This window comes from Roseateles sp. AC306 (assembly GCF_979253795.1).
In genome coordinates this window covers 75,858-99,396 of record NZ_CEEDEB010000018.1, presented here as the reverse complement: position 1 = coordinate 99,396, position 23,539 = coordinate 75,858, and the positions used below count along the sequence as shown (strand labels likewise).

At 66.0% G+C, this 23,539-nt stretch carries 21 protein-coding genes; 19 read left to right on the top strand and 2 right to left on the bottom strand.

Going from position 1 to position 23,539, the window contains the following annotated elements; translation table 11 throughout:
- Window positions 1–128: 128 nt before the first annotated feature.
- The 9 genes from AC0IZJ_RS25325 (at window position 129) to AC0IZJ_RS25285 (ending at window position 8,919) form a co-directional block, all read left to right on the top strand.
- Window positions 129–1,025 carry a carbohydrate ABC transporter permease gene (locus tag AC0IZJ_RS25325; protein WP_471854520.1) on the top strand — a complete coding sequence of 299 codons (897 nt, stop codon included), beginning with the start codon at window positions 129–131 and terminating at the stop codon, window positions 1,023–1,025.
- The gene (locus AC0IZJ_RS25320) at window positions 1,022–1,840 is read left to right on the top strand and encodes a carbohydrate ABC transporter permease (protein ID WP_471854518.1); all 819 of its coding nucleotides are present in this window, start codon (window positions 1,022–1,024) and stop codon (window positions 1,838–1,840) included. The genes AC0IZJ_RS25325 and AC0IZJ_RS25320 overlap by 4 nt, the downstream gene beginning before the upstream one ends.
- A gap of 9 nt (window positions 1,841–1,849) precedes the next feature.
- Window positions 1,850–3,181: a GH1 family beta-glucosidase gene (locus tag AC0IZJ_RS25315; protein WP_471854517.1), complete on the top strand. Its 1,332-nt coding sequence runs from the start codon at window positions 1,850–1,852 to the stop codon at window positions 3,179–3,181.
- 41 nt (window positions 3,182–3,222) lie between these two features.
- The gene (locus AC0IZJ_RS25310) at window positions 3,223–4,134 is read left to right on the top strand and encodes a glycoside hydrolase family 16 protein (RefSeq protein WP_471854515.1); all 912 of its coding nucleotides are present in this window, start codon (window positions 3,223–3,225) and stop codon (window positions 4,132–4,134) included.
- 16 nt (window positions 4,135–4,150) lie between these two features.
- A complete protein-coding gene (locus tag AC0IZJ_RS25305) occupies window positions 4,151–4,693 on the top strand; it encodes a hypothetical protein (RefSeq protein WP_471854514.1) in 543 nt (180 codons plus the stop codon).
- 319 nt (window positions 4,694–5,012) lie between these two features.
- Window positions 5,013–5,990, top strand: a complete 978-nt coding sequence (locus AC0IZJ_RS25300) for an ABC transporter permease (protein WP_471854512.1) — start codon at window positions 5,013–5,015, stop codon at window positions 5,988–5,990.
- A gap of 6 nt (window positions 5,991–5,996) precedes the next feature.
- On the top strand, window positions 5,997–6,941 hold the full coding sequence (locus AC0IZJ_RS25295; RefSeq protein ID WP_471854510.1) for an ABC transporter permease: 945 nt from the start codon (window positions 5,997–5,999) through the stop codon (window positions 6,939–6,941).
- A gap of 5 nt (window positions 6,942–6,946) precedes the next feature.
- Window positions 6,947–7,927, top strand: coding sequence for an ABC transporter ATP-binding protein (locus tag AC0IZJ_RS25290; RefSeq protein ID WP_471854528.1), 981 nt, complete (start codon window positions 6,947–6,949; stop codon window positions 7,925–7,927).
- Window positions 7,924–8,919: an ABC transporter ATP-binding protein gene (locus AC0IZJ_RS25285; RefSeq protein WP_471854508.1), complete on the top strand. Its 996-nt coding sequence runs from the start codon at window positions 7,924–7,926 to the stop codon at window positions 8,917–8,919. The genes AC0IZJ_RS25290 and AC0IZJ_RS25285 overlap by 4 nt, the downstream gene beginning before the upstream one ends.
- Here AC0IZJ_RS25285 and lptM read toward each other — a convergent pair.
- On the bottom strand, window positions 8,916–9,065 hold the full coding sequence (gene lptM, locus AC0IZJ_RS25280; protein WP_471854506.1) for an LPS translocon maturation chaperone LptM: 150 nt from the start codon (window positions 9,063–9,065) through the stop codon (window positions 8,916–8,918). The two genes, AC0IZJ_RS25285 and lptM, sit on opposite strands and share 4 nt — an antisense overlap.
- A gap of 11 nt (window positions 9,066–9,076) precedes the next feature.
- On the opposite strand from lptM, the gene cyaY reads away from it, so the two are divergent.
- A complete protein-coding gene (gene cyaY, locus AC0IZJ_RS25275; protein ID WP_471854505.1) occupies window positions 9,077–9,409 on the top strand; it encodes an iron donor protein CyaY in 333 nt (110 codons plus the stop codon).
- Window positions 9,410–9,427: 18 nt separating this feature from the next.
- On the opposite strand, the gene AC0IZJ_RS25270 is transcribed toward cyaY, so the two are convergent.
- Window positions 9,428–11,827, bottom strand: a complete 2,400-nt coding sequence (locus AC0IZJ_RS25270) for a penicillin-binding protein 1A (RefSeq protein WP_471854504.1) — start codon at window positions 11,825–11,827, stop codon at window positions 9,428–9,430.
- A gap of 285 nt (window positions 11,828–12,112) precedes the next feature.
- Between AC0IZJ_RS25270 and AC0IZJ_RS25265 the strand changes: the two genes are divergently transcribed.
- From AC0IZJ_RS25265 to AC0IZJ_RS25225, 9 genes are read left to right on the top strand one after another with little or no spacing between them, the layout of a single operon-like run.
- On the top strand, window positions 12,113–13,192 hold the full coding sequence (locus AC0IZJ_RS25265) for a pilus assembly protein PilM (protein ID WP_471854503.1): 1,080 nt from the start codon (window positions 12,113–12,115) through the stop codon (window positions 13,190–13,192).
- Window positions 13,189–13,791, top strand: a complete 603-nt coding sequence (locus tag AC0IZJ_RS25260) for a PilN domain-containing protein (protein WP_471854501.1) — start codon at window positions 13,189–13,191, stop codon at window positions 13,789–13,791. The genes AC0IZJ_RS25265 and AC0IZJ_RS25260 overlap by 4 nt, the downstream gene beginning before the upstream one ends.
- 5 nt (window positions 13,792–13,796) lie before the next feature.
- Window positions 13,797–14,477: a type IV pilus inner membrane component PilO gene (locus AC0IZJ_RS25255; RefSeq protein WP_471854499.1), complete on the top strand. Its 681-nt coding sequence runs from the start codon at window positions 13,797–13,799 to the stop codon at window positions 14,475–14,477.
- Complete coding sequence (locus tag AC0IZJ_RS25250) at window positions 14,474–14,998, top strand: pilus assembly protein PilP (RefSeq protein WP_471854496.1); 525 nt, start codon at window positions 14,474–14,476, stop codon at window positions 14,996–14,998. Before AC0IZJ_RS25255 ends, AC0IZJ_RS25250 begins: the two co-directional genes overlap by 4 nt.
- The gene (gene pilQ, locus AC0IZJ_RS25245; RefSeq protein ID WP_471854495.1) at window positions 14,995–17,169 is read left to right on the top strand and encodes a type IV pilus secretin PilQ; all 2,175 of its coding nucleotides are present in this window, start codon (window positions 14,995–14,997) and stop codon (window positions 17,167–17,169) included. The genes AC0IZJ_RS25250 and pilQ overlap by 4 nt, the downstream gene beginning before the upstream one ends.
- A 37-nt stretch (window positions 17,170–17,206) precedes the next feature.
- A complete protein-coding gene (locus AC0IZJ_RS25240) occupies window positions 17,207–20,665 on the top strand; it encodes a beta strand repeat-containing protein (RefSeq protein ID WP_471854493.1) in 3,459 nt (1,152 codons plus the stop codon).
- Entirely contained in the window at window positions 20,662–21,222 is a 561-nt protein-coding gene (locus tag AC0IZJ_RS25235; protein WP_471854527.1) for a shikimate kinase, read from the top strand. Before AC0IZJ_RS25240 ends, AC0IZJ_RS25235 begins: the two co-directional genes overlap by 4 nt.
- Before the next feature lie 47 nt (window positions 21,223–21,269).
- Window positions 21,270–22,364 (top strand): 3-dehydroquinate synthase, encoded by a 1,095-nt coding sequence (gene aroB, locus AC0IZJ_RS25230; RefSeq protein ID WP_471854491.1) that lies wholly within the window; start codon window positions 21,270–21,272, stop codon window positions 22,362–22,364.
- A complete protein-coding gene (locus AC0IZJ_RS25225; RefSeq protein ID WP_471854489.1) occupies window positions 22,364–23,500 on the top strand; it encodes a deoxyguanosinetriphosphate triphosphohydrolase in 1,137 nt (378 codons plus the stop codon). The genes aroB and AC0IZJ_RS25225 overlap by 1 nt, the downstream gene beginning before the upstream one ends.
- The last annotated feature ends 39 nt before the right edge of the window (window positions 23,501–23,539 follow it).

Below are 23,539 nucleotides of genomic sequence, written 5' to 3'. Positions count from 1 at the left end.
GGGGCGGTCGGGGGGAGCTCTTTGGTTACTTTCTGGCGGACCAGAAAGTGACTCGCCCGCCGGGGCGAAATCCCGGCTGGGCCTCGCCACAAAACCGTTCCCGCGAGAAACCGTGGAGCGCCACTGACATGAACTTGCGCATCCCGTCCCGCTGGGCCCCCTACCTCCTGGTCAGCCCCTTCCTCATCCTGTTTGCCGTCTTCGGCCTGTTCCCGCTGCTGTTCTCGGCCTGGCTGGCCTTCCAGTCCTGGGAGCCAACCAGCGGCATCGAGGCCATGCAGTTTGTCGGCTTTGACAACTTCGTCTTCGCCCTGACCGACGGCTGGTTCTGGAAGGCGCTTCGCAACACGCTGTGGCTGGCCATCGCCACCGGCGTGCCGCAGCACCTCGTGGCCATCCCGCTGGCGGTCTTCCTGCACCGGTCCTTCGGGCGCTGGCGCGGCCTGTTCTCGGGCGCCTACTTCCTGCCCTACATCACCTCTACCGTCGCCATCGCGATGCTGTTCGGCTCGCTGTTCTCGACCGACTACGGCCTGGTCAATCAGGCGCTGCACGCGATGTTCGGCACCGACAACATCAACTGGATGCGCTCGCCGGATGCCATCAAGCCGGCCGTGGCCATCATCGTGTTCTGGCGCTACGTCGGCTTCAACCTGGTGCTGTACCTGGCCGCCCTGCAGACCATTCCGCACGACCTCTACCAGGCCGCCAAGCTCGACGGCGCCGGCCCCTGGCAGCAGTTCCTGCGCATCACACTGCCGGGCATCAAGCCCATGATCCTGTTCGGCGTGACGCTGTCCATCATCGGCGGGCTGCAGCTGTTCGAGGAGCCCTTCATCCTGACCAACGGCAAGGGCGGCGCCGACCAGGCCGCGATGACCGTGGCCATGTACCTCTACCGCCTGGCCTTTGACTTCAGCGACTTCGGTGGCGCCAGCGCGCTGGCCTGGATCATGTTCGGGATCATTGCGCTGCTGACCTGGCTGACGAACAAGGCCTTTGCGGAAAGGCAGGTGCAGCCATGAAGCAAACCCCCAAGTTCCTGGCCTACGGCATCGTGGCCATCGGCGCGCTCTTCATGCTGGCGCCGTTCTATTTCATGTTCGTGTTCGCCACGCAGTCGCGCACCGACATCTTCAACGTCCCGCCGCCACTGTTCTTCAGCGACGAGCTGCTCAACAACATCAAGGTGCTGACGACGCGGCTGCCGTTCTGGAAGAACGTCGGCTGGAGCCTCTACGTCGGGCTCATGTCTACCGGCCTCACGCTGCTGTTCTGCTCCATGGCCGGCTATGCCTTCGCGATGCTGGAGTTCCGCTTCAAGAAGGCGCTGTTTGCCCTCGTCATGGCCACCATGATGGTGCCAAGCTTCATGAACATGATCCCCAGCTTCATGGTCATGGACGCGTTAGGGTGGATAGACACCCACCGGGCGCTGTACCTGCCCGGCGCGGCCAGCGCCTTCGGCATCTTCCTGATGCGCCAGTTCGCGGCCAGCACGGTGCCGAAGGAACTGCTCAATGCGGCGCGCATCGACGGCGCCAGCGAGCTGGGCATCTACTGGCGCATCGCGCTGCCGCTGATGAAGCCGGCGCTCGGCACGCTCGGCCTCATCACCTTCATCAGCTCGTGGAACAACTTCATGAGCCCACTGATCGTGCTGCGCAATGCCGACAACTACACGCTGCCGCTGGCCTTGCGCAGCCTGTTCAGCACCACCAGCACCGAGTGGGGCGCGCTGATGGCGGGCTCGGCCATCGCCACGCTGCCGCTGATCGTTCTCTTCGTCATCTCGTCGCGCCAACTGATCGCGGGCCTGACCGCCGGCGCCGTCAAATAAGAACAGTCCATGAATCCTTTGCACCGTCAGTTCCCGCCCGAATTCGTCTGGGGCGTGGCCACCAGCAGCTTCCAGATCGAAGGCGCCGCCTTCGCCGATGGCAAGGGCGAATCCATCTGGGACCGCTTCTGCAAGCAGCCCGGCGCGATTGCCGACGCCAGCAACGGCGAGGTCGCCTGCGACCACTTCCACCGCCTCGACGAAGACCTCGACCTCATCGCCTCGCTCGGCGTCAACGCCTACCGCTTCTCCATCGCCTGGCCGCGCGTGCAGGCGCTGGGCCACGGGCCGTTCAACCCCAAGGGCCTGGACTTCTACGAGCGCCTCGTCGACGGTTTGAAGGCGCGCGGCATCCAGGCCTGGGCCACGCTCAATCACTGGGACCTGCCGCAAGGCCTGCAGGACCGTGGCGGCTGGAACGACCGCGACACCGTGCACCGCTTCGTCGACTACGCCCGCCACGTGCAGGCGCGCATCGGCGACCGGCTGCACGGCCTGACGACGCACAACGAGCCCTGGGTCGTCGCTACGCTGGGCAACGACCAGGGCAACTTCGCGCCCGGCATCAAGAGCAAGAAGATCGCCACGCAGGTCTCCCATCACCTGTTGCTCAGCCACGGCCTGGCCTTGCAGGCGCTGCGCGCCGATGGTGCGAAGAGCCAGCTGGGCATCGTGCTCAATCTGTCGTCATGCGTGCCGGCCACGGCCATGCCCGCCGACATCGCCGCCGCCAACCTCGCCGACTCGCGTGGCCGCCGCTGGTATGCCGACCCGTTGTTCAAGGGCGCTTATCCCGAGGATGTACTGGCCGAACTGGGCGCAGACGCGCCCGTCGTCGAGGCCGGTGACCTGGCGGCAATTGCCCAGCCCATGGACTACCTGGGCGTCAACTACTACACCCGCAGCGTCGTCTCGGCCGGCGGCGAAGAGTGGAATGCCAAGGCCCGCGGCCTGCCGGTGTCGGACATGGACTGGGAGATCTACCCGCAGGGCCTGACCGACCTGCTCGTGCTGCTCAAGCGCGACTACGCCGCCCTGCCGCCCGTCTACGTGACCGAGAACGGCGGCGCCTTCAAGGACGACACGGTCGTGCTCGGCCGCGTGCAGGATGACGACCGCGTGGCCTACCTGCGCGAACACATCGCGGCGGTGGCCAGCGCCATGCAGCAGGGCGTGCCCATGGCCGGCTATATGGTCTGGAGCCTGATGGACAACTTTGAATGGGCCAGCGGCTACCTGAAGCGCTTCGGCATCGTTCATGTCGACTACGGCACGCAGGTCCGCACGCCCAAGGCCAGCGCCGACTGGTACCGCGCCTTTCTGCGCGACTGGCGCGGCTGACCCCATAACGACAACACCCGGAGACAACACCCATGCAAGACATGACCCCAAGCCCTGCCCCTCGACGCTGGCGCGGCGTCCTGCCCGCCATCGCGTTTGCGCTGACCGCCTGCGGCGGCGGTGGCGGCTCGGCCACGGCTGCGACGCCCGCGGCGCCTGCCGCGGCGCCGGCCGCGCCGACGCCCACGCCGTCCAACACCTGGGCGCTGGTATGGAGCGACGAGTTCAACGGCGCCGCCGGCACCGTGCCCGACGCCAAGCACTGGAATTACGACCTCGGCAACGCCGAGAAGGGCGGCTGGGGCAACCACGAGTTCCAGTACTACACGAGCGACGCGCGCAACGCACGGACCGATGGCGCCGGCATGCTCGTCATCACCGCCGAGAAGGCCAGCAACCCCGGCCCGTGCTGGAACGGCAAGCCCTGCGACTACACGTCCGCCCGCATCCACACCAACAGCAAGGTCAGCTTCATCTACGGCAAGGTCGAGGCGCGCATGAAGCTGCCGACCGGCAAGGGCATCTGGCCGGCGTTCTGGGCGCTGGGCACCGACATCGCCACCAACCCCTGGCCGGCCTCGGGCGAGATCGACATCATGGAGTTCGTCCCGCAGACGCCGAACTCGACCTACGGCACGTTGCACGGCCCGGGCTACTCGGGCGCACAGGGCATCGGCAAGCCGGTCGACCTTGGCGCGCCGGTGATCAATGACTTCCACACCTACACCATCGTCAAGCGGCCCAACGAGATCGTCTGGTACGTCGATGGCAAGGAGTTCCACCGCCTGACGCCCGCCAACCTGCCGGCCGGCGGCACCTGGGTGTTCGAGAAGCCCTTGTTCGTCATCCTGAACCTGGCCGTCGGCGGCGACTGGCCTGGCGCGCCGGACGCGACCACGCCGCTGCCTGCGCAGATGCAGGTGGACTGGGTGCGGATCTACAAGGAAAACTGAGCAAGGAGTTCCGTCCATGCAACGCCTGCTCTCGACCCTGACGCTGATGGCCGGCCTGCTCTGCGCACCGGTCACCCAGGCCGCCGAAGTGAAGACCGGCTACGGCAGCTTCAACGCGCCGGACGGCGTGACCGTCGTGAACCGCGACGAGAAGCCCGACAAGGCCGGCAAGCCCGCCGGCATGGTGGTCTATTCGCGCACCGATGATCCCAAGGCCGTCTTCATCGTCGTGTGGAACTACGCCGAGCCCGATCCGGCCAAGCCCTACGACCCGCTGGACGGTGCGGTCAAGATCGGCAACCCCTTCGACAAGAGCCTGACCCGCGAGGCCGCCAAGCCGGCACTGGTCGGCGGCGTGGAAGCCGGCCGCTACGAGGGCAAGCTGCCCAACGGCTCGCGTGCCGTCAGCTACGTCGCCGTCAATGGCGGCTACCGCCTCGTGGTGCTGCTGAAGGGCCCGCCGGGCAGCCCGTACAAGGAGCTGATGGACCAGTTCGCCAAGGGCATCGAGGGCTTTGCGTGGGCGCTGCCCGCCGCAGCCGCATCCGCGCCGCAATGAGGCGCTGAGCGGCGCGGGATGCGCTCGCTCGGGGTAAGCTGATCGCCTTCGTCGCGATCCGGGCACCGCTTTTGCTGTTTAGGGCTTTCCCGGGCGTCAGGGCCTCGCGGCCTTCGCCATGATCGCTTCCTCCTGCGGCGCAGCCGCGCGACTGGCCCGCAACCCAGATCCGGCAATTGGCCGCTTGTTACTCGGCGAAAGTCTTGGTGCATCCACAACCTGAGAACTGCTCAACGCTCACCACTTTGGTGACACATGCTGCCCACTTGCCGGCCTGGCGCGCTGCGCGCGACTGCGGTATCTAGGGCGCCAGAACGTCATGCTGGTTTTCATCCTCCGCCGGCTGGCCCAGGCCGTCGTCGTCATGTTGTCGGTGGCCTTCATCGCCTTCATGCTGTTCCAGTATGTCGGCGACCCGGTCACCAACCTGCTGGGCCAGGACGCGACCGAGGAGCAGCGCACCGCGCTGCGCAAGGACCTCGGGCTTGACCAGCCCTTTCCTGTGCAATTTGCGCGCTTTGCCGTCAATGCCGCCCATGGCGAGTTCGGCATCAGCTTGCGCCAGGGTCGCAAGGTGTCCAGCCTCATCGTCGAACGCTTTCCGGCGACGCTGGAGCTGGCCCTCGTCGCCGGCCTGATCGCGCTGGGCTTCGGCATCCCGCTGGGTGTCTACGCGGCGCTGCGGCGCGGCAAGGCCAGCGCCCAGCTGCTGATGACGGGAACGCTGTTCGGCGTGAGCCTGCCCAACTTTGTCATCGGCATTGTGCTGATCTGGGTCTTCGCCGTCGAGCTGAAATGGCTGCCCAGTTTCGGCCGCGGTGAGGTCGTCGACTTCGGCGGCTGGACATCCGGCCTGCTGACCCGCGACGGCCTGCTGCATCTGATCCTGCCGGCCGTCACGCTGTCGGCCTTCCAGCTCACGCTGATCATGCGTCTGGTGCGCGCCGAGATGCTGGAGGTGCTGCGCACCGACTACATCCGCTTCGCCCGCGCCCGCGGGCTGACCAACCGCAGCGTCTATTTCGGCCATGCGCTGAAGAACACGCTGGTGCCGGTCATCACCATCACCGGCCTGCAGCTCGGCTCGCTGATCGCCTTCGCCATCATCACGGAGCAGGTCTTTCAGTGGCCCGGCATGGGTCTGCTCTTCATCCAGGCCGTGCAGTTCGCCGACATCCCCGTCATGGCGGCCTACCTCTGCCTGATTTCGCTGATCTTCGTCGTCATCAATCTCGGCGTGGATCTGCTCTATTTCGCCGTCGACCCGCGCCTGCGTGTCGAGGGCAAGGCGCACTGAAACAAGATGGCAGTCGACGCCAACCCCCACGCCACGCCGTCGGCCTCTGCGCTGCGCGGCTTCTTCGACGGCGACGTCTGGCACTCCTTCCGCTCATCGCCGGTGGCGATGCTGGCTGCCGCCGTCACGCTGGTCTGCTTCATCTGCGCGCTGTTCGCCGAAGTCGTCGCGCCGCACAACCCCTTCGATCTGGCGACCCTGGAGCTGATGGACTCGCTGAAAGCCCCGGCCTGGATAAACGGCGGCGAGTCCAAATACCTGCTGGGCACGGACGGCCAGGGTCGCGACATCCTGTCCGCGCTGATGTACGGCGCGCGCATCTCGCTGCTCGTCGGCATTGCCTCGGTGCTGCTGTCCATCGTCATCGGCGTCAGCCTCGGCTTGCTCGCGGGTTTCGTCGGCGGGCGGGTTGATGCCTTCGTCATGCGCATCTGCGACGTGATGCTGTCCTTCCCGTCCATCCTGGTCGCGTTGATGATCAGCGGCGTCGGCCGCAGCCTCTTCCCCAACGCGCCTGACGCCCTGGCCTTCGTCGTCCTGGTGCTGGCGATCTCGCTGACCGGCTGGGTGCAGTACGCACGCACCGTGCGCGGCTCGACGCTGGTGGAGCGCAACAAGGAGTACGTACAGGCGGCCCGCGTCATCGGTGTCGGGTCCTTGCGCATCATGCGCCGCCATGTGCTGCCCAACGTGCTGGGCCCGGTCTTGGTGCTGGCCACCATCCAGATTGCCTCGGCCATCATCACCGAGGCCACGCTGTCCTTCCTCGGCGTCGGCGTGCCGGTCACCAGCCCGTCGCTGGGAACGCTCATCCGCAACGGCAACGACTATCTTTTTTCGGGCGAGTGGTGGATCACCGCCTGGCCCAGCCTGACCCTGGTGCTGATCACGCTCAGCGTGAACCTGCTGGGTGACTGGCTGCGTGACGCGCTCAACCCAAGGCTGCGTTGATGGCGATGACTGCTCCCTTGCTTGAAGTGAACCACCTGCGCGTGGAGTTCCCAACCCGCCGCGGCACGCTGCTGGCGCTGGACGACATCTCCTTCGCCATCGCGCCGGGCGAGATCCTCGGCGTCGTCGGTGAATCCGGCGCCGGCAAGTCGCTGACCGGCGCGGCCATCATCGGCCTGCTGGACCCGCCGGGCCGCATCGCCGCTGGCGAGATCCGCCTCGCCGGCCGGCGCATCGACAACCTGCCTTACGAGCAGATGCGCCGCGTGCGGGGCCGCGAGATCGGCGCCGTCTTCCAGGACCCGCTGACCTCGCTGAACCCGCTCTATTCCGTCGGCCATCAGTTGGTCGAGACCATCACGACCCACCTCGACCTGAGCGCGTCCCAAGCGCGCCAACGCGCCATCGAGCTGCTTGCCTCCACCGGCATTCCGGCGCCCGAGGCGCGCATCGATCACTTCCCGCACCAGTTCTCCGGCGGCATGCGCCAGCGCGTCGTCATCGCGTTGGCCCTCGCTGCAAGCCCCAAGCTCATCGTTGCCGACGAGCCCACCACGGCGCTGGACGTGTCCATCCAGGCGCAGATCATTGCGCTGCTGAAGAAGGTCTGCAAAGACCAGGGCGCGGCCGTCATGCTGGTCACTCACGACATGGGCGTCATTGCCGAGACCTGCGACCGTGTCGCCGTCATGTACGCCGGCCGCATCGCCGAGATCGGGCCTGTGGCCGACGTCATCCACCGCCCGGCCCACCCCTACACCGTCGGCCTGATGGGCTCCATCCCGGCCATGGACGAGGACCGCGAACGCCTGCTGCAGATCGACGGATCCATGCCGCGGCTGACGGCCATCCCGCCCGGCTGCGCCTTCAACCCGCGCTGCAGCCGCGTCGTTGAGCGCTGCCGTGTCGACAGGCCTGACCTGGCCTCGGTCGGAGCGACGAGCGCAGCCTGCTGGCGCCCCGTGACCGTGGAGGTGGCGCGATGAGCCAGCCTCTCGTCGAGGTGCGAGACCTCGCCAAGGTCTTCGACGTGTCGCCGCCCTGGCTGAACCGCGTCGTCGAGCGCAAGCCCAAGGCCTTCGTGCATGCGGTAGACGGCGTCTCGTTTGCCATCGAGCGCGGCCAGACGCTGGCTCTCGTCGGTGAGAGCGGTTGCGGCAAGAGCACGGTGGCGCGGCTGCTGGTCGGCCTCTACGGTGCGACGCGTGGCTCCGTGAGCTTCGACGGCGAGGACATCGTCAAGACACTGGCCGGTTCGGGTGCCGCCCCGCTGCGGCGGCGCATGCAGATGATCTTCCAGGACCCGTATGCGTCGCTGAACCCGCGCTGGAAGGTGCTGGACATCGTTGCCGAGCCGCTGCGCGAGCATGGTCTCGTGACGGGTGATGCCGAGGCGCGCCTGCGGGTCGGCGAACTGCTGAGTTCGGTGGGGCTGAACCCCGCCGACGCCGAGAAGTTCCCGCACCAGTTCTCCGGCGGCCAGCGCCAGCGCATCTCGATTGCGCGGGCGCTGGCGACGAATCCGGAGTTCCTGGTCTGCGACGAGCCGACGTCGGCGCTGGACGTCTCCGTGCAGGCCCAGGTTCTCAACATCATGAAGGACCTGCAGCGCGACAAGGGCCTGACCTACCTCTTCATCTCGCACAACCTGGCCGTCGTGCGCCATGTGGCGGACCGGGTCGGCGTCATGTACCTCGGTCGGCTTGTCGAGGTGGCGGGCAAGGCGGAGCTGTTCGCGCGGCCGCTGCACCCCTACGCGCGCATGCTGCTGGATGCGATTCCCGACATCCACATGAGCGGCCGCGCCCGCACGCCGGTGCAGGGGGAGGTGCCCAACCCGCTCAACCCGCCAAGCGGCTGCAGCTTCCACCCGCGCTGCCCGTTGGCCAACGCGCGCTGCAAGGCCGAGCGGCCGGCGTTGCTGGAACTGCGTGGTGTCCGCGTGGCCTGCCACGCGGTCGAAGAGGGCAGGGACTAGCGGGCGGGCGCGGAGCCCGGCGCCGACGCGGAGTCGGCCGGCTTGGGCAGGGTCAGCGGGCCCTTCTGTCCGCAACCCGCAAGGGCGGTAAGGGTGATCAGCAGCGCCGCAAGGCGCCCACCTACACTGACGGCAGTCTTGTTCATCTGCCCAGTTTATGTCCCTGTCCGACGCCGATTACCACGCCAGGGCCCACGCCCTGCTTGCCCGCATCGAGGCGCAGATCGACGCCTGGCTGGACGAAGACCTGGTCGACATCGACACCCATCGCACGGGTGGCCTGCTTGAGTTGAGCATGCCCGGCGGCAGCAAGATCGTGCTGAACACGCAGCCGCCGCTGCAGGAACTGTGGCTGGCCGCGCGCTCGGGTGGCTTCCACTTCAAGTGGGACGGCGCCCAGTGGGTCGACCGCGAGGGTCAGGAGATCCTCGCGCGGCTGTCGCGCTGCGCGAGCGAGCAGGCCGGCCAGGCACTGACGTTCAGCGCCTGATCCGCAGGACCCGTTTGGTCAGCGCTTGAAGAGGTCGAGGATCGACTTCTTCTCGTCGTCCGTCGCCGCCGGCGGCGCGGTCGGCTCGCTGGCGAGTTCGCGCACGCCGCTGCCGGCCGTGTACTCCTCGTAGAACCACTCGCCGTTGATGTTGATGATGCCCTCGGGCGGCGTGATCTCGTCCACGGCCTTGTTTCGCAGCGCGAACTGCATGTACTCGATCCAGACCGGCAGGCTCAGGCCGCCACCGGTCTCGCGGTCGCCGAGCTTGCGCGGCTGGTCATAACCTATCCAGACAATGGCGACCAGGTCCTTCTGGTAGCCGGCGAACCAGGCGTCCATCGAGTCGTTGGTCGTGCCGGTCTTGCCGTAGATGTCGGGGCGCTTCAGCGTGGCTTGCGCACGGGCGGCCGTGCCGCTGCGCGTGACCTCCTGCAGCAGGCTGCTCATCAGGAAGGCGTTGCGCGGCTCGATGGCGCGGGCGTTGTCGGTCAGCGTGACGGGCACGGCCTCGTAAAGCATCCGCCCCTTGTTGTCGGTGATGCGGCTGATGAGCTGCGGGCTGACGCGGTAGCCGCCGTTGGCGAACACCGCATAGCCCTGGGCCATCTGCATCGGCGTGACCGAGCCGGCGCCAAGCGCCATCGTCAGATAGGCCGGGTGCTTCTCGGCCTCGAAGCCGAAGCGAGTCAGCCATTCCTGCGCGTAGCGCACGCCGATGGAATGCAGCACGCGGATCGACACCATGTTCTTCGATTTGGCCAGCGCTGTGCGCAGCGGCATCGGCCCCTCGAACTTGCCGTCGTAGTTCTTGGGCTCCCAGGGCTGGCTGCCGGTGGTGCCGGCGTCGAAGAACAGCGGCGCGTCATTGACGACGGTGGCTGGCGTGAAGCCCTTTTCCAGCGCTGCCGAGTAGATGAAGGGCTTGAAGCTGGAGCCCGGCTGGCGCCAGGCCTGCGTCACGTGGTTGAACTTGTTCTTGGCGTAGTCGAAGCCGCCCACCATGGCGCGCACCTGGCCGTTGTGCGGGTCCAGCGAGATGAATGCGCCTTCCACCTCGGGCAACTGCGTGACAGTCCACTCGCCGCCGTCCTTCTGCTTCGGCCCCTTGACGACGCGGATGACCGCCCCGCGCCGGATGCGGGTCTTGGGGTTGCCCTTGTCGGCCAGGCCGGACGTGACGGGCTTCAGGCCCTCGCCGACGATGGCGATGGTGTCACCGCTCTGCAGCACGGCGGTGACCTTCTTGGGGTCGGCTTCCAGCACGACCGCGGCCAGCAGCTCATCGTTGGCCGGGTGGTCAGTCAGCGCCTCGGCGACGCGTGCGTCCAGCGCCTTGGCGTCGCTGGGCAGGTCGGCATAGGCCTCGGGTCCGCGGTAGACCTGACGCCTTTCGTAGTCGAGGATGCCCCGGCGCAGTGCGCGGTAGGCGGTGTTCTGCTCGGCGCTGTTCAGGGTCAGGTAGACATTCAGGCCGCGCGAGTAGGCCTCGTCGCCGTACTGGCTGTAGATGAGCTGGCGCGCCGCCTCGGCCACGAACTCGGCATGCGACACCGACTCCTGCACCGGCCGGATGCGCAGCTTCTCGGCCTTGGCTTCGTCGCGCTGCTCCTCGGTGATATAGCCCGTCTCATACATCCTTTCGATGATGTATTGCTGGCGGATCGTCGCGCGCTTGGGGTTGTTGATGGGGTTGTAGGCCGACGGCGCCTTGGGCAAGCCGGCCAGCATGGCGGCCTCGGCGATGCTGAGCTTGTCCAGCGTCTTGCCGAAATAGACCTCGCTGGCCGCAGCAAAGCCATGCGCGCGGTGGCCCAGGAAGATCTGGTTCATGTAGATCTCGAGGATCTTTTCCTTGGGCAGGGCCGCTTCGATCTTGAGCGCCAGCAGGATCTCGTAGATCTTGCGGGTGAAGGTCTTCTCGGTCGACAGGTAGAAGTTGCGGGCCAGCTGCATCGTGATCGTCGACGCACCCTGGCTGCGCGACTCGCCGACGTTGGCCAGGCCCGCGCGGATGACGCCGAGGTAGTCGACGCCGCCGTGCTGATAAAAGCGCGCATCCTCGATGGCCAGCACGGCCTCCTGCATCAGCTTCGGGATCTGCTCGATCGGCCGGTAGCTGCGCCTCTCCTCGCCGAACTCGCCCATCAGAACGCCGTCACTGGACAGCACGCGCATTGGCAGCTTGGGGCGGTAATCTGTCAGGCCCCCGATGTCCGGCAGGTTGGGATAGGCCAGCGCAAGGCCAAGCGCCAATAGCAAGGCCACCGCAACGACGCCGCCCGCCAGCAGGCCCACGCCCCACAGCGCCAGATGACCCAGGCGGGCTCTCATCGAGGCGGTAGAGCGGGAGGCGGAGGGAGAACCGGCAACTGCGGAGGACGGGCTGGGCGCAGCGGATCGAGACTTATCTTTCATGTGCCGGCAAGTCGCGCCTGCGGGCGCATGAGGGGGAGGCGGTTGATTATAGGAAGGCGCATGTACAACCCCTTGTATACCAATCAGACCGCTAAATGCCGTGCCAAACGAACGCTTCCCATGTGTCTTTCAAGAGGTTGCAAACCTGTTTGATCGTGTATGTTTAGCAACGTGGCGTTACGAGCTCGCAGGGAAATCCCGTTCGCTGTCAATGGCTTTGCTGCTAGCATTCAAGTAACTTATTAATAGTCCGATACGTAACTCCACGCATCGGGGACAAAGGGCATGGGAATACTTGACGCACTTTTGGGTCGCAAGCACCCAGCGCTGATTGGCCTGGATATCAGTTCTTCCAGCGTCAAGCTGGTGGAGTTGAACCAGACCAAGAGCGGCGAATTCGTGCTGGAGCGTTTTGCCAGTGAGCCTTTCGAGAAAGGCTGGATCGTCGACGGCCAGATCGAGAAATTCGACGAAGTGGCCGATGCCGTGCGCCGTGTGGTGGCCCGCAGCGGCAGCAAGACCCGCGACGCCGCCCTGGCCATGCCCCAGTCCGCCGTCATCACCAAGAAGATCATGCTGCCGGCCGGCCTGCGCGAGGAAGAACTCGAACTGCAGGTCGAGGCCGAGGCCAACCAATACATTCCCTTCTCGCTCGACGAGGTGAGCCTGGACTTTTGCGTCATAGGCCCCAGTCCGACATCGGTGGGTGACGTCGAGGTGCTGATCGCCGCGTCCAGGAAAGACCGCGTACAGGACCGGCAGGGCTTGGCCGAAGCGGCCGGCCTGCGGCCCGTCGTGCTGGACATCGAATCGCACGCCTCGCGCATGGCCATGGGCCGCCTCATTGCCGCACTGCCGAACGAGGGCAGGGACGCCCTCGTCGCCCTGTTCGAGATCGGCGCCGACACCACCAGCCTCAAGGTGCTGCGCGACGACGAACTGCTCTATGACCGCGACCAGTCCTTCGGCGGCTCCCAGCTGACGCAACTCATCTCGCGCCAGTACGGCTTCTCCTTTGAAGAGGCCGAGCAGAAAAAGCTGTCCAGCGATCTGCCGGAAGACTACGAAACCAGCGTGCTGACCCCCTTCGTCGACAGTCTGTCGCAGGAAATCGGCCGCGCGCTGCAGTACTTCTTCACCAGCACGCCGCATCACAAGGTGCACTACGTGATGCTGGCCGGCGGCACGGCGACGCTGCCCGGCCTCAAGGAGCGGGTGACTGACCTGACCGGCTTTGCCTGCATGGTGGTCAATCCATTCGACAGCATGAGCCTGGCCTCAACGGTGCGCGAATCCAAGCTGCAGCGTGAGGCGCCGTCCTATCTGACCGCCTGCGGCCTCGCGATGCGGAGGTTTTTCCAGTGATCCTGATCAACCTGCTGCCTTACCGCGAGGAGAGGCGCAAGCGGCGCAAGGCTGCCTTCTTCGCCGGCATGGGCCTGGCGGCCATCATCGGCGCGGGCATCGTCGTGGCTGCCTATCTGCTGCTGCAGTTCCTGACCCAGGAGCAGCAATCGCACAACCAGTACATCCAGACCGAGATCACGCGCCTGGAGGCGCAGATCAAGGACATCGCCAACCTCAAGGCCGAGATCGAGTCGCTGAAGTCGCGCCAGCGCGCGGTGGAAGACCTGCAGACCGATCGCAACACCCCGGTGCAGTTGCTCAACGACCTGGCGCGGCTGGCGCCCGAAGGCGTCTACCTGACCGCCATTCGGCAAGCCGACAAGGTGGTCACCGTCAGCGGCATTGCCCAGACCAACGAGCGGGTCTCCGAGTTCCTGCGCAACGTGTCGCGAGGTTCGGAGTGGCTTGAAAAGCCGGACCTCATCGAGGTGAAGTTGGCGAACGTCACCGCCAACACGCGCGATCAGCGTCGGCTGCTCGACTTCTCCATGAAGGTCTCGATCAAGGTGCCGCCGCGTGACCCTGCATCGGGCGCGTCTGCACCCAAGAAGGGCTGATCTCGATGGCCACTTCAATGCCCAAGTTCGATGTGAACGCCTGGTTCGCGGAATTCGCCAGCCAGTTCAAGGACCTCAATCCCAAGGAGCCCGGCCAATGGCCCTGGGCGCCCAAGCTTGCGACCGCGTTGGCCGTGGTGCTGACCGTCGTCGGCGCCGGCTATATCGCCCTGCTGCAGGACGAACAGGACCGCCTTGAAGCCGAGCACGCCCGCGAGCCCCAGCTGCGCGAGGACTTCCGCAACAAGCTTGGCCAGGCCGTCAACCTGCCCGAGCTGCGCAAGCAGAAGAGCCAGGTCGAGGAGTACGTGACCCAGCTTGAGAAGCAACTGCCCGGCAAGGCCGAGATCGACAGCCTGCTGTCCGACATCAGCAGCGCCGGCGTCGGCCGGGGCCTGCAGTTCGAACTCTTCCGGCCCGGTCAGATCCTCGTCAAGGACTACTACGCCGAGCTGCCCATCGCCCTGCGCGTGTCGGGCCGCTATCACGACATCGGCGCCTTTGCGGCCGACGTGTCCAACCTGTCGCGCATCGTCACCTTGCACAACCTTGTCGTGGTTGCGCCGGCCGCTCCGAACAGCCCGCTGAGCATGGAAGCGACCGCGCGCACCTACCGCTATCTGGATCCGACGGAAGTGGCCGAACAGAGGAAGGCCGCGGCCAAGGCAGCGGGGGGCAAGAAATGAAGCGCCAGCTGATTTGCATGGCCGCGTTGACGGCCCTGGCCGGATGCGGTGGCGACAGGGAAGAACTGCGACAGTGGATGGATCAGCAGCGCAAGGAGGCCAAGCCTTCGGTCACGCCGCTGCTGCCGCCCAAGAAGTTCCTGCCCCAGCCTTACGAATCAAGCGCTGGCGTCGAGCCCTTCAGCACACAGAAGCTCAGCGTCGCCATCAAGCAGGAAGCCGCCCAGCCCAATTCGCTGCTGACCGCCGAGATCAATCGGCGCAAGGAGCCGCTGGAGGCCTATCCGCTGGACAGCATGAACATGGTGGGCAGCCTGACGCGCGACAACCGGCGCTATGCGCTGCTGCGCGTCGACAACCTGCTCTATCAGGTCAAGGCCGGGGACTACCTCGGCCAGAACTTCGGTCGCGTCACCAAGATCAGCGAGACCGAAATCACGTTGCGAGAAGTCGTCCAGGACGCTGCGGGCGAGTGGATTGAACGCACCAGTACCCTCCAGCTACAGGAGAAGGGACGATGAAGACACTGCAGGAGAACAAGGCAATGGGCCGTAGCTGGTTGCTGGGGGTTGCCGTCGCGCTGTTGAGCGCGCCGGCAGCGTGGGCACAGACCCAGATCAAGGCAATCAACACGAGCCAGCAGGCGGGTGTGGATGTCGTGCGCATCGAACTGAGTGAACCGCTGTCGGCCGTGCCGACAGGCTTCACGGTCCAGACGCCGCCACGCATCGCCATCGATCTGCCGGGTGTTGTCAACGCCATCGGCCGCAACGTCGTCGACATCAACCAGGGCAATCTGCGCTCGGCCAATGTGGCTCAGGCGGGAGACCGTTCTCGCGTGGTGCTGAACCTGCGCCAGGCGTCCACCTACAGCGCCAAGCTGGAGGGCAGCGCCCTGGTGCTCGTGCTGAATGCATCGGCGCCGACGGCGCAGGCACCCGGCGAGCCTGTGCACTTTGCGCAGAGCCTGAACAGCGCGCCCCAACCCCTGCGCGACATCGACTTCCGTCGTGGCGCGGACGGGGCCGGCCGCGTCGTCGTCAACCTGCCGAGCAACCAGGTGGGGGTCGACATCCAGCAGCAGGGCCAGGGCCTCGTCGTCGAGTTTCTGCGCTCCAGCCTGCCCGAGAACCTGCGCCGCAAGATCGACGTGACCGACTTCGGCACGCCGGTGCAGATGATCACGACGACGCAGGCGGGTGACCGCGTGCGCATGGTCGTCCAGCCCAAGGGCAACTGGGAGCACAGCGCCTACCAGAGCGACAACCAGTTCGTGCTCGAAGTGCGGCAGCAGAAGATCGACCCCAACAAGCTGACGCAGGGGCCGGGCTATTCCGGCGACAAGCTGTCGCTGAACTTCCAGAACATCGAAGTTCGCGCGCTGCTGCAGGTCATTGCCGACTTCACCAACTTCAACGTCGTCACCAGCGACACCGTGACCGGCAACGTCACGCTGCGCCTGAAGGATGTGCCCTGGGACCAGGCCCTGGACATCATCATGCAGGCCAAGGGCCTGGGCCTGAGGAAGTCCGGCAATGTCTTGTGGATCGCACCCAAGGATGAACTGGCTGCCAAGGAAAAGCTGGATCTCGAATCCAAGGCTGCCATCGCCCAGCTTGAGCCGGTGCGCACGCAGTCCTTCCAGCTCAACTACGTCAAGGCAGAGGAGATCGCCAAGGGGCTGACCGGACAGAGCATCGGCTCCAGTTCCGGCGGTGGCAGCGGTGGTTCGGGTTCGGGCACCAAGATCCTGTCGCCGCGCGGCAGCGTCATCTCCGAGTCGCGCACCAACCAGCTTTTCGTGTCGGACATTCCGAGCAAGCTCGAAGAGATCCAGGCCATGATCGCCAAGATCGACATCCCGGTGCGCCAGGTGCTGATCGAGGCGCGCATCGTCGAAGCCAACGACCGCTTCGGCCGGGCGCTGGGCGTCAAGCTCGGTGGCTACGACGCACGCGGTCGCGCGGGCGGCATCCCGGGCTACAACGTCGGCGGCGACAACTACCTGACGGTGGGCAGCAACTACAACCTCGTCGGCTGGCAGACCCGCCAGACTTCGGTCGACCCCGGCTACAACAACACCAACGTCGTCAACCTGCCCGCCAACACGTCGTCGGACAGCTTTGCCGGTGCGGTGGCGCAGACGGTCGCGGTGTCGCTCTTCAGCGCCACAGCCAACCGCTTCCTGAACCTGGAGCTGTCTGCCCTCGAGTCCGACGGCAAGGGCAAGGTCGTGTCGAGCCCGCGCATCATCACGGCCGACCAAGTCAAGGCCATCATCGAACAGGGCGAGGAACTGCCCTACCAGGTCGCCACAGCCAGCGGCGCGACGTCCATCGCCTTCCGCAAGGCCAACCTCAAGCTCGAGGTCACGCCGCAGATCACGCCCGAGGGCAGCGTCATCCTGAACGTGGACGTCAACAAGGACAGCCGCGGCACGCTGACGCCCCAGGGCTATGCCATCAACACCAAGCATGCGCAGACGCAGGTGCTGGTGGAGAACGGCGGCACGGTCGTCATCGGCGGCATCTACACGCAGGACGAAGGCGAGACCGTCAACAAGGTCCCTCTGCTGGGCGATGTGCCCTTCCTGGGCAACCTGTTCAAGAACAAGACGCGCACGACTTCCAAGACCGAGCTCTTGATCTTCCTGACGCCCAAGGTCGTCAGCGAGCGGGCCGCAGTGCGCTAAGACGCCAAGACATTCAGAGATATTCAGGAGTTCGAGCATGTTGCAAACCATCGTCACGCAGGGCTGGCGCCGCCTTGCCCAGGCTGCGCTGGGACTGGGAATGGCGGCCTTTTTGTCAGGTTGCGGCGGCGGCGGCGGTAGTGCCGGCGATCCGACGTTCCCGGGCCCAGGCGGTGGAGGCACGACCACCGGTCCGACGGCATCCGACCTCGTCGTCACCCTCAGCGGTTCTACGCTGCCGACCGATGGCACGGGTTCTGTTCTCGTCTCCGTCTACGCAGTCGACGCGAAGCGCAACACGCTGGCCGACGTGCCCGTGGCCGTGTCAGTCGACTCGAATGCGCTGATTTCCACCAGCGCCAGCAAGACCGACGCCAGCGGCCTGGTCACGGGCTCGGTCCGCATAGGCTCGGACCAATCCAAGCGCACCATCACCGTGACGGCCGTCAGCGGCTCCATCACCAAAACGGCGCAGATCACCGTCGTCACGCCGTCGCCCACCGGCACGACCACCGGCCCGGCGCTGACGGTTGGCCTGTCCACGACGCAGATCACGCCTGCGGTCGGCGCAACGGTCACCTTGTCACTGAAATCATCCTCCGGCGTGGCCATGTCCGACGTCGTCGTCAGCCTGGCCACCGGCCGCGGCAACCTGGCCGACCTGTCCGTCGCCACCGTGCGTACCGACAGCAATGGGCAGGCGACTGCCCAACTGAAGGCCAGCCCTTCGGGCGTCACCGGTGCCGACTATGTGACCGCTTTCGCCACCCTCGGCTCCGCAACGGTCAGCGCGCAGCAGGCCTTCACCGTCACCAACGCGCTGCCGACGCTGACCGTCAGCCCTGCCACCGTCACGCTGCGCCTGTCGCAGCCGGCGCCGCAGGTCACGGCGACGCTGCGCGATGCGGCCGGCAATCCGGTTGCCAACCAGATCGTCAGCTTCTCGCCGTCGTCCGGCATCAGCGTGACGCCCAATCCGGACACCGCTCCGACCGATACCAACGGCATCGTGCGCAGCACGCTCAACCTGAGCACCTTTGCCGGCACCAGTTCGTCGACGGACACGCTGCGCGTGACCGCCAGCTATGCGAGCCAGTTCCTGTCCAGCAACGTTGTCGTGCAGATCGTCGGCGAGTCGCCCACGGCAACGATGACGCTGAGCAACTCCAACATCGGCGGTGCAACGACTTCCTCGACGGCCAGCGTGCTGGTGCGCGATGTCGGCGGCAACCCGGTGTCGGGCCAGATCGTGCAGTTCAGCTCGCAGTTCGGCCTCGTCAAGTTCGACGCCTCCACGGCGGTGACCGACGCGACCGGTGTAGCCAAGGTCACGGCGACTCAGGCCACTTCTTCGTCAAACGGCGCAGACGTTGTCAGGGCCACGGTGACGGTGGGCGGCATCGCCGCGACGGACAGCAAGCCGGTGCAGGTGGTCAGCGCGACATCGCCCGGTACGCCGGTGCTGCAACTTAGCTTGTCGTCCGCGTCGGTCAGTGCCGCCGTGCCCGCAACGGTGACAGCCAAGCTCACAGACACGCGTGGCGACCCGGTCTCCGGACAGGTCGTCACCTTCACCGTCATTCGCGGCCTCGGCCGTACCAACGTCGGTACGGCGCTGACCGATGCGACGGGCAAGGCCGTCGCTCTGCTGTCGCCGGCCACGTCGGCTTCGGCAGGCGCTGACGAGGTCACGGCCACGGTGCAATACGCCGGCGCATCCTTGTCGGCCACCCAGGGCTTCCAGGTCCAGGCGACCAATGCCACCATCGTCAGCTTCACCGGCCCGGCGGCGTTGTCCGCGTATGGGCAAGACACGCTGACGCTCACGCTGACCGGCGCGGCGGTCGACTCACCAGTCAAGCTGAGCGTTTCGTCGTCGTGCGCAGCGGCAGGCAAGGCCACCGTGTCGCCCTCGTCGATCTCGGCCACGAGCAACACGGTTGCGCTGCAATACCGCGACAACGGCTGCGGCGCCGTCCAACCGTCGGACCTGTTGCAGGTCGTCATCGACGGCACGTCGACGGCCAAGCAACTGACACTGCCCATCGCCGCTCCGGCGGCGGTCAGCCTGGCCTTCATCTCCTCGACGCCCGAGCAGATCTTCCTGAAGGGTTCCGGCTTCACCGAGTCGTCCATCGTCACCTTCGAGGTGCGTGATGCGGCCGGCAACCCGTTGCCCAACAAGCTGGTCGAACTGCGCCTGCAGACCGGCGCCGGCGGCGTGACCATGGAAGGCCGCGGTGTCGAGTCCGTCGATCCGCCGTCCGCCAGCCCCTTCACGCAAACCTCCAACGCCCTTGGGCGTGTGTCGGTGCGGGTGAACTCGGGCACTCAGCCGACGCCGGTGCGCGTGCACGCCAAGCTCAATGGCGACACCGTCGCCACGGTGTCGAGCAACCTGAGCGTGGGTATCGGCCTGCCGTCGCAGCTCAATTTCTCGATGTCACAGCAGACGTACAACATCGAGGGTTACGAGATCGACAACGTGCCCAACACCTACACGCTGATCGCTGCCGACCGCAGCGGCAACCCCGTGCCGGTGGGAACGACGATCAACTTCGTGACGGAAGGCGGCCAGGTCGAGTCGAGCAAGCAGATTTCTCAGACCAACGGCATTTCACAAGCCACGTCGAATTTCGTCTCGGCGCAGCCCAAGCCTGTTGATGGCCGTGTCACCGTCGTCGCCTTTGCCCTCGGCGAGGAGTCGTTCATCGACAAGAACGGCAACAACATCTTCGACAGCGGTGAAGAGTTCCAGGACCTGGGCAACATCTACAAGGACCGCAACTACGACGGCATCTACACCAGCACGCTGGATGAATTCATCGGCGTCAACCTGGCAGGCAACACGAGCACAGCCTGCGTGCCGCCAACGACCGTCGCGATCTTCGGGCTGACCGCCTACACGCCCAGCGTGCCGATCACCTGCGATGGCAAGTGGACGGGCTCGGGGCAGATCTATGTCCGTCGTGCCGTCGAGACCGTCCTGTCCACCTCCAAGGCGCGCCCGCTTTGGCCCGGAACCGACTCGCGAGTGAATTACGCAAACAGCAGCAGGACTCTGCCGATGCAGACCGGGCCGCTTCCCTCGCAGATGACCAACTACAACGTCGCTAGCGGGGACACGATCTGCGGTGCTGGCGCAAGCGGCACCTTCCGGTTGATCGCGGCGGATGCGAATCCGGGTCTGCTGAAGGATGGTTTTTCGTATGACAGCGTCAGCGATACGAACAACAGCAACAACTACATCGTCTTGCCGCGCTTGAATCCGATGCCCGCCGGAACCGTCGTCACCGCCAGCACGCCGACCAATGGCTTCTCGGTGAGCATGGCCGGAGGCAGCCCGGTACCCAACTCGCCCCAGGCGAATGCGGTCGCGATCGGCTACACCTTCGATACCGCAAGTACCGGCTCGGTTACGGTGACGTTCACCAGCCCGCGTGGAACCGGAACGTCATACTCCTTCACGGTGAGCCGAGTGACTCCTTGCCCCTGAAGCTTTCCCTGGTTGGCATGCCCGGCGGTGGCAAGTCCACCGTCGGCAAACAACTGGCACGCCAAATCGGCGTGCCTTTTGTCGACTCCGACCATGAAGTCGAGCTGCGCATCGGCAGCAGCATCAAGGAGTTCTTCGAGTGCCACGGCGAGGACGCCTTTCGGGACCTCGAGACCGAAGCCATCGCGGACCTCGTTGCGATGCCGGGTGACTGCGTGCTGGCTACAGGGGGTGGCGCCGTGCTGCGCGAGCGCAACCGCGAGCTGCTGCACGGCGGCTCTACGGTGCTCTATCTGCGCTCCACGCCGGAGGACCTGTTCCGCCGGCTTCGCCATGACACGACCCGGCCCTTGCTGCAGGTGAAGGACCCGTTGGCCAAGCTCCGCGAACTGCATCACCAGCGCGACCCCCTCTACCGCCGCTGCGCCCATTACGTGCTCGAGAGCGCCCGGCCTTCGGTGCATGCCCTTGTCAACATGGCGCTGATGCAGCTGGAACTGGCCGGTCTGCTCGATCCAACCCTCGTAGCGGCGACCGTCGGCGCCGAGCGTCTGTAGCGACGCAGTGGGATCGTTGCGGGAAGGGCGGCTCTTACACTTGGCCGATGCCTGCTCCCGACACCGTCCACATCCATCTCCGCGGCGACCGCGACTACGAGATCCGCATCGGCACCGGCCTGCTGAACGAGCCCGCCAGCTGGCAGGGCCTGCCCAAGGCAGCGGTTGCCGTCATCGTCAGCAACGAGACCGTGGCGCCCCTGTATGCCGAGCGGCTGCGTGAGCGCCTTCAGGTTGTCTATCCTCGCGTTGATCTCGTCGTGCTACCCGACGGCGAGCAGCACAAGAACTGGGACAGCCTGAACCGCATCTGCGACCACCTGCTGGGCCAGGCATTGGACCGCAGGACGGTGCTGTTCGCGCTCGGCGGCGGCGTCATCGGCGACATGACCGGCTTCGCGGCTGCCATCTACATGCGCGGCGTACCTTTCGTGCAGGTGCCCACCACGCTGCTGGCCCAGGTCGATTCCTCGGTGGGTGGCAAGACGGCCATCAACCATCCGCTCGGCAAGAACATGCTGGGCGCCTTCTACCAGCCTGAGCGCGTGATTGCCGACCTCGACACGCTGGACAGCCTGTCCGACCGTGAGTTGCGCGCCGGACTGGCGGAGGTCATCAAGTACGGCCCCATCGCCGACGCCGGCTTCCTGTGCTGGATCGAGGACAACCTCGACGCACTGCTGGCCCGCGACAAGGCAGTTCTGGGCTATGCCGTACGGCGCAGCTGCGAGATCAAGGCCGATGTCGTCGGGCAGGACGAAAAGGAACAGGGCCTGCGCGCCATCCTCAACTTTGGCCACACGATCGGTCATGCCATCGAGGCCGGCCTGGGCTATGGCGCCTGGCTGCATGGCGAGGCCGTCGCCTGCGGCATGGTGCTGGCGGCAGACCTGTCCCAACGCATGGGGCTGGTGTCTGCTGATTTCGTCGTGCGGCTGCGCACGCTGATTGAACGCGCCGGCCTGCCGATGCAGCCGCCGAAGCTGGGCGCAGAGCGCTATCTGCAGCTGATGCGTGTCGACAAGAAGGCCGAAGCGGGTGCGATCCGCTTTGTGCTCATCGAGAAGTTGGGGCAGGCCGGCCTGCATGCCGTGCCCGACCCGCTGATCGCCGAAACGCTCGTCGCCCACGGAGCTGCCTGATGGCACCGCTGCGCCCGGCCTATGCCGCCGACCCGGCGCGCAGCCGCGGCCGCCGCCTGCCGGAGCCAGCCGCGCCGACGCGCAGCGAGTTCCAGCGCGACCGCGATCGCATCATCCACAGCACAGCGTTCCGCCGCCTCGTCTACAAGACCCAGGTCTTTCTGAACCACGAGGGCGACCTGTTTCGCACGCGCCTGACGCACTCGCTGGAGGTAGCGCAGTTGGGCCGCTCCATCGCGCGCAGCCTGGGCCTGGATGAAGACCTCGTCGAAGCGATCGCGCTGGCGCACGACCTTGGGCACACGCCGTTTGGCCATGCCGGCCAGGACGTGCTGGACGACTGCATGCGCGGGCACGGCGGCTTCGAGCACAACCTGCAGTCGCTGCGCGTCGTCGACACGCTCGAGCAGCGCTACCCGGATTTCGACGGTCTCAATCTCTGTTTCGAGACCCGTGAAGGCATCCTCAAGCACTGTTCCCGCCGCAACGCCGAACTCATCGAGGCGGCAGAGCCGGGCGGCATCGCAACGCGCTTTCTGCACGGCGGCCAGCCCAGCCTGGAGGCCCAGCTCTGCAACCTCGCTGACGAGGTGGCCTACAACGCCCATGACGTGGATGACGGTGTGCGCTCCGGTCTCGTCGAACTGGAGCAGTTGCTGGACGTGGATCTGGTGCGTGAGCACTGGCGCGCGGCGCTGAACGCTCATCCGCAACTGGCCGGCAAGCGCCTGCTGTTCGAGACCATCCGCCGCATGCTGTCGGCCCAGGTCTACGACATCATCGACGCGACCCGTTCAGCCCTTGCGGACGCGGCCCCGGTGGACGCAGATGCGGCGCGACGCGGCGACAAGCCGTTGCTGCGCTTCAGTCCCGACATGCGCGCCAAGAGCACGGCGCTGAAGCGCTTCCTTTTCGCCAACCTGTACCGCCACCCGCAGGTCCAGTCAACGCGGGCACGCGCCGAAGAAGTGCTGCGCGACCTGTTTGCTCTGTACGCCGGCGACGCGACCCAGATGCCGCAGGACTTCGCCGAGCGGCCCGACCGCGAGCGGGCCTGCACCGACTACATCGCCGGGATGACCGACCGCTTCGCCATTCGCGAGCATCAAAGGATGACGGGCAAGACGCTTTTCTAAAAATGGGGTCGGAGTCAATTATGCTGACCGCCACGCCAG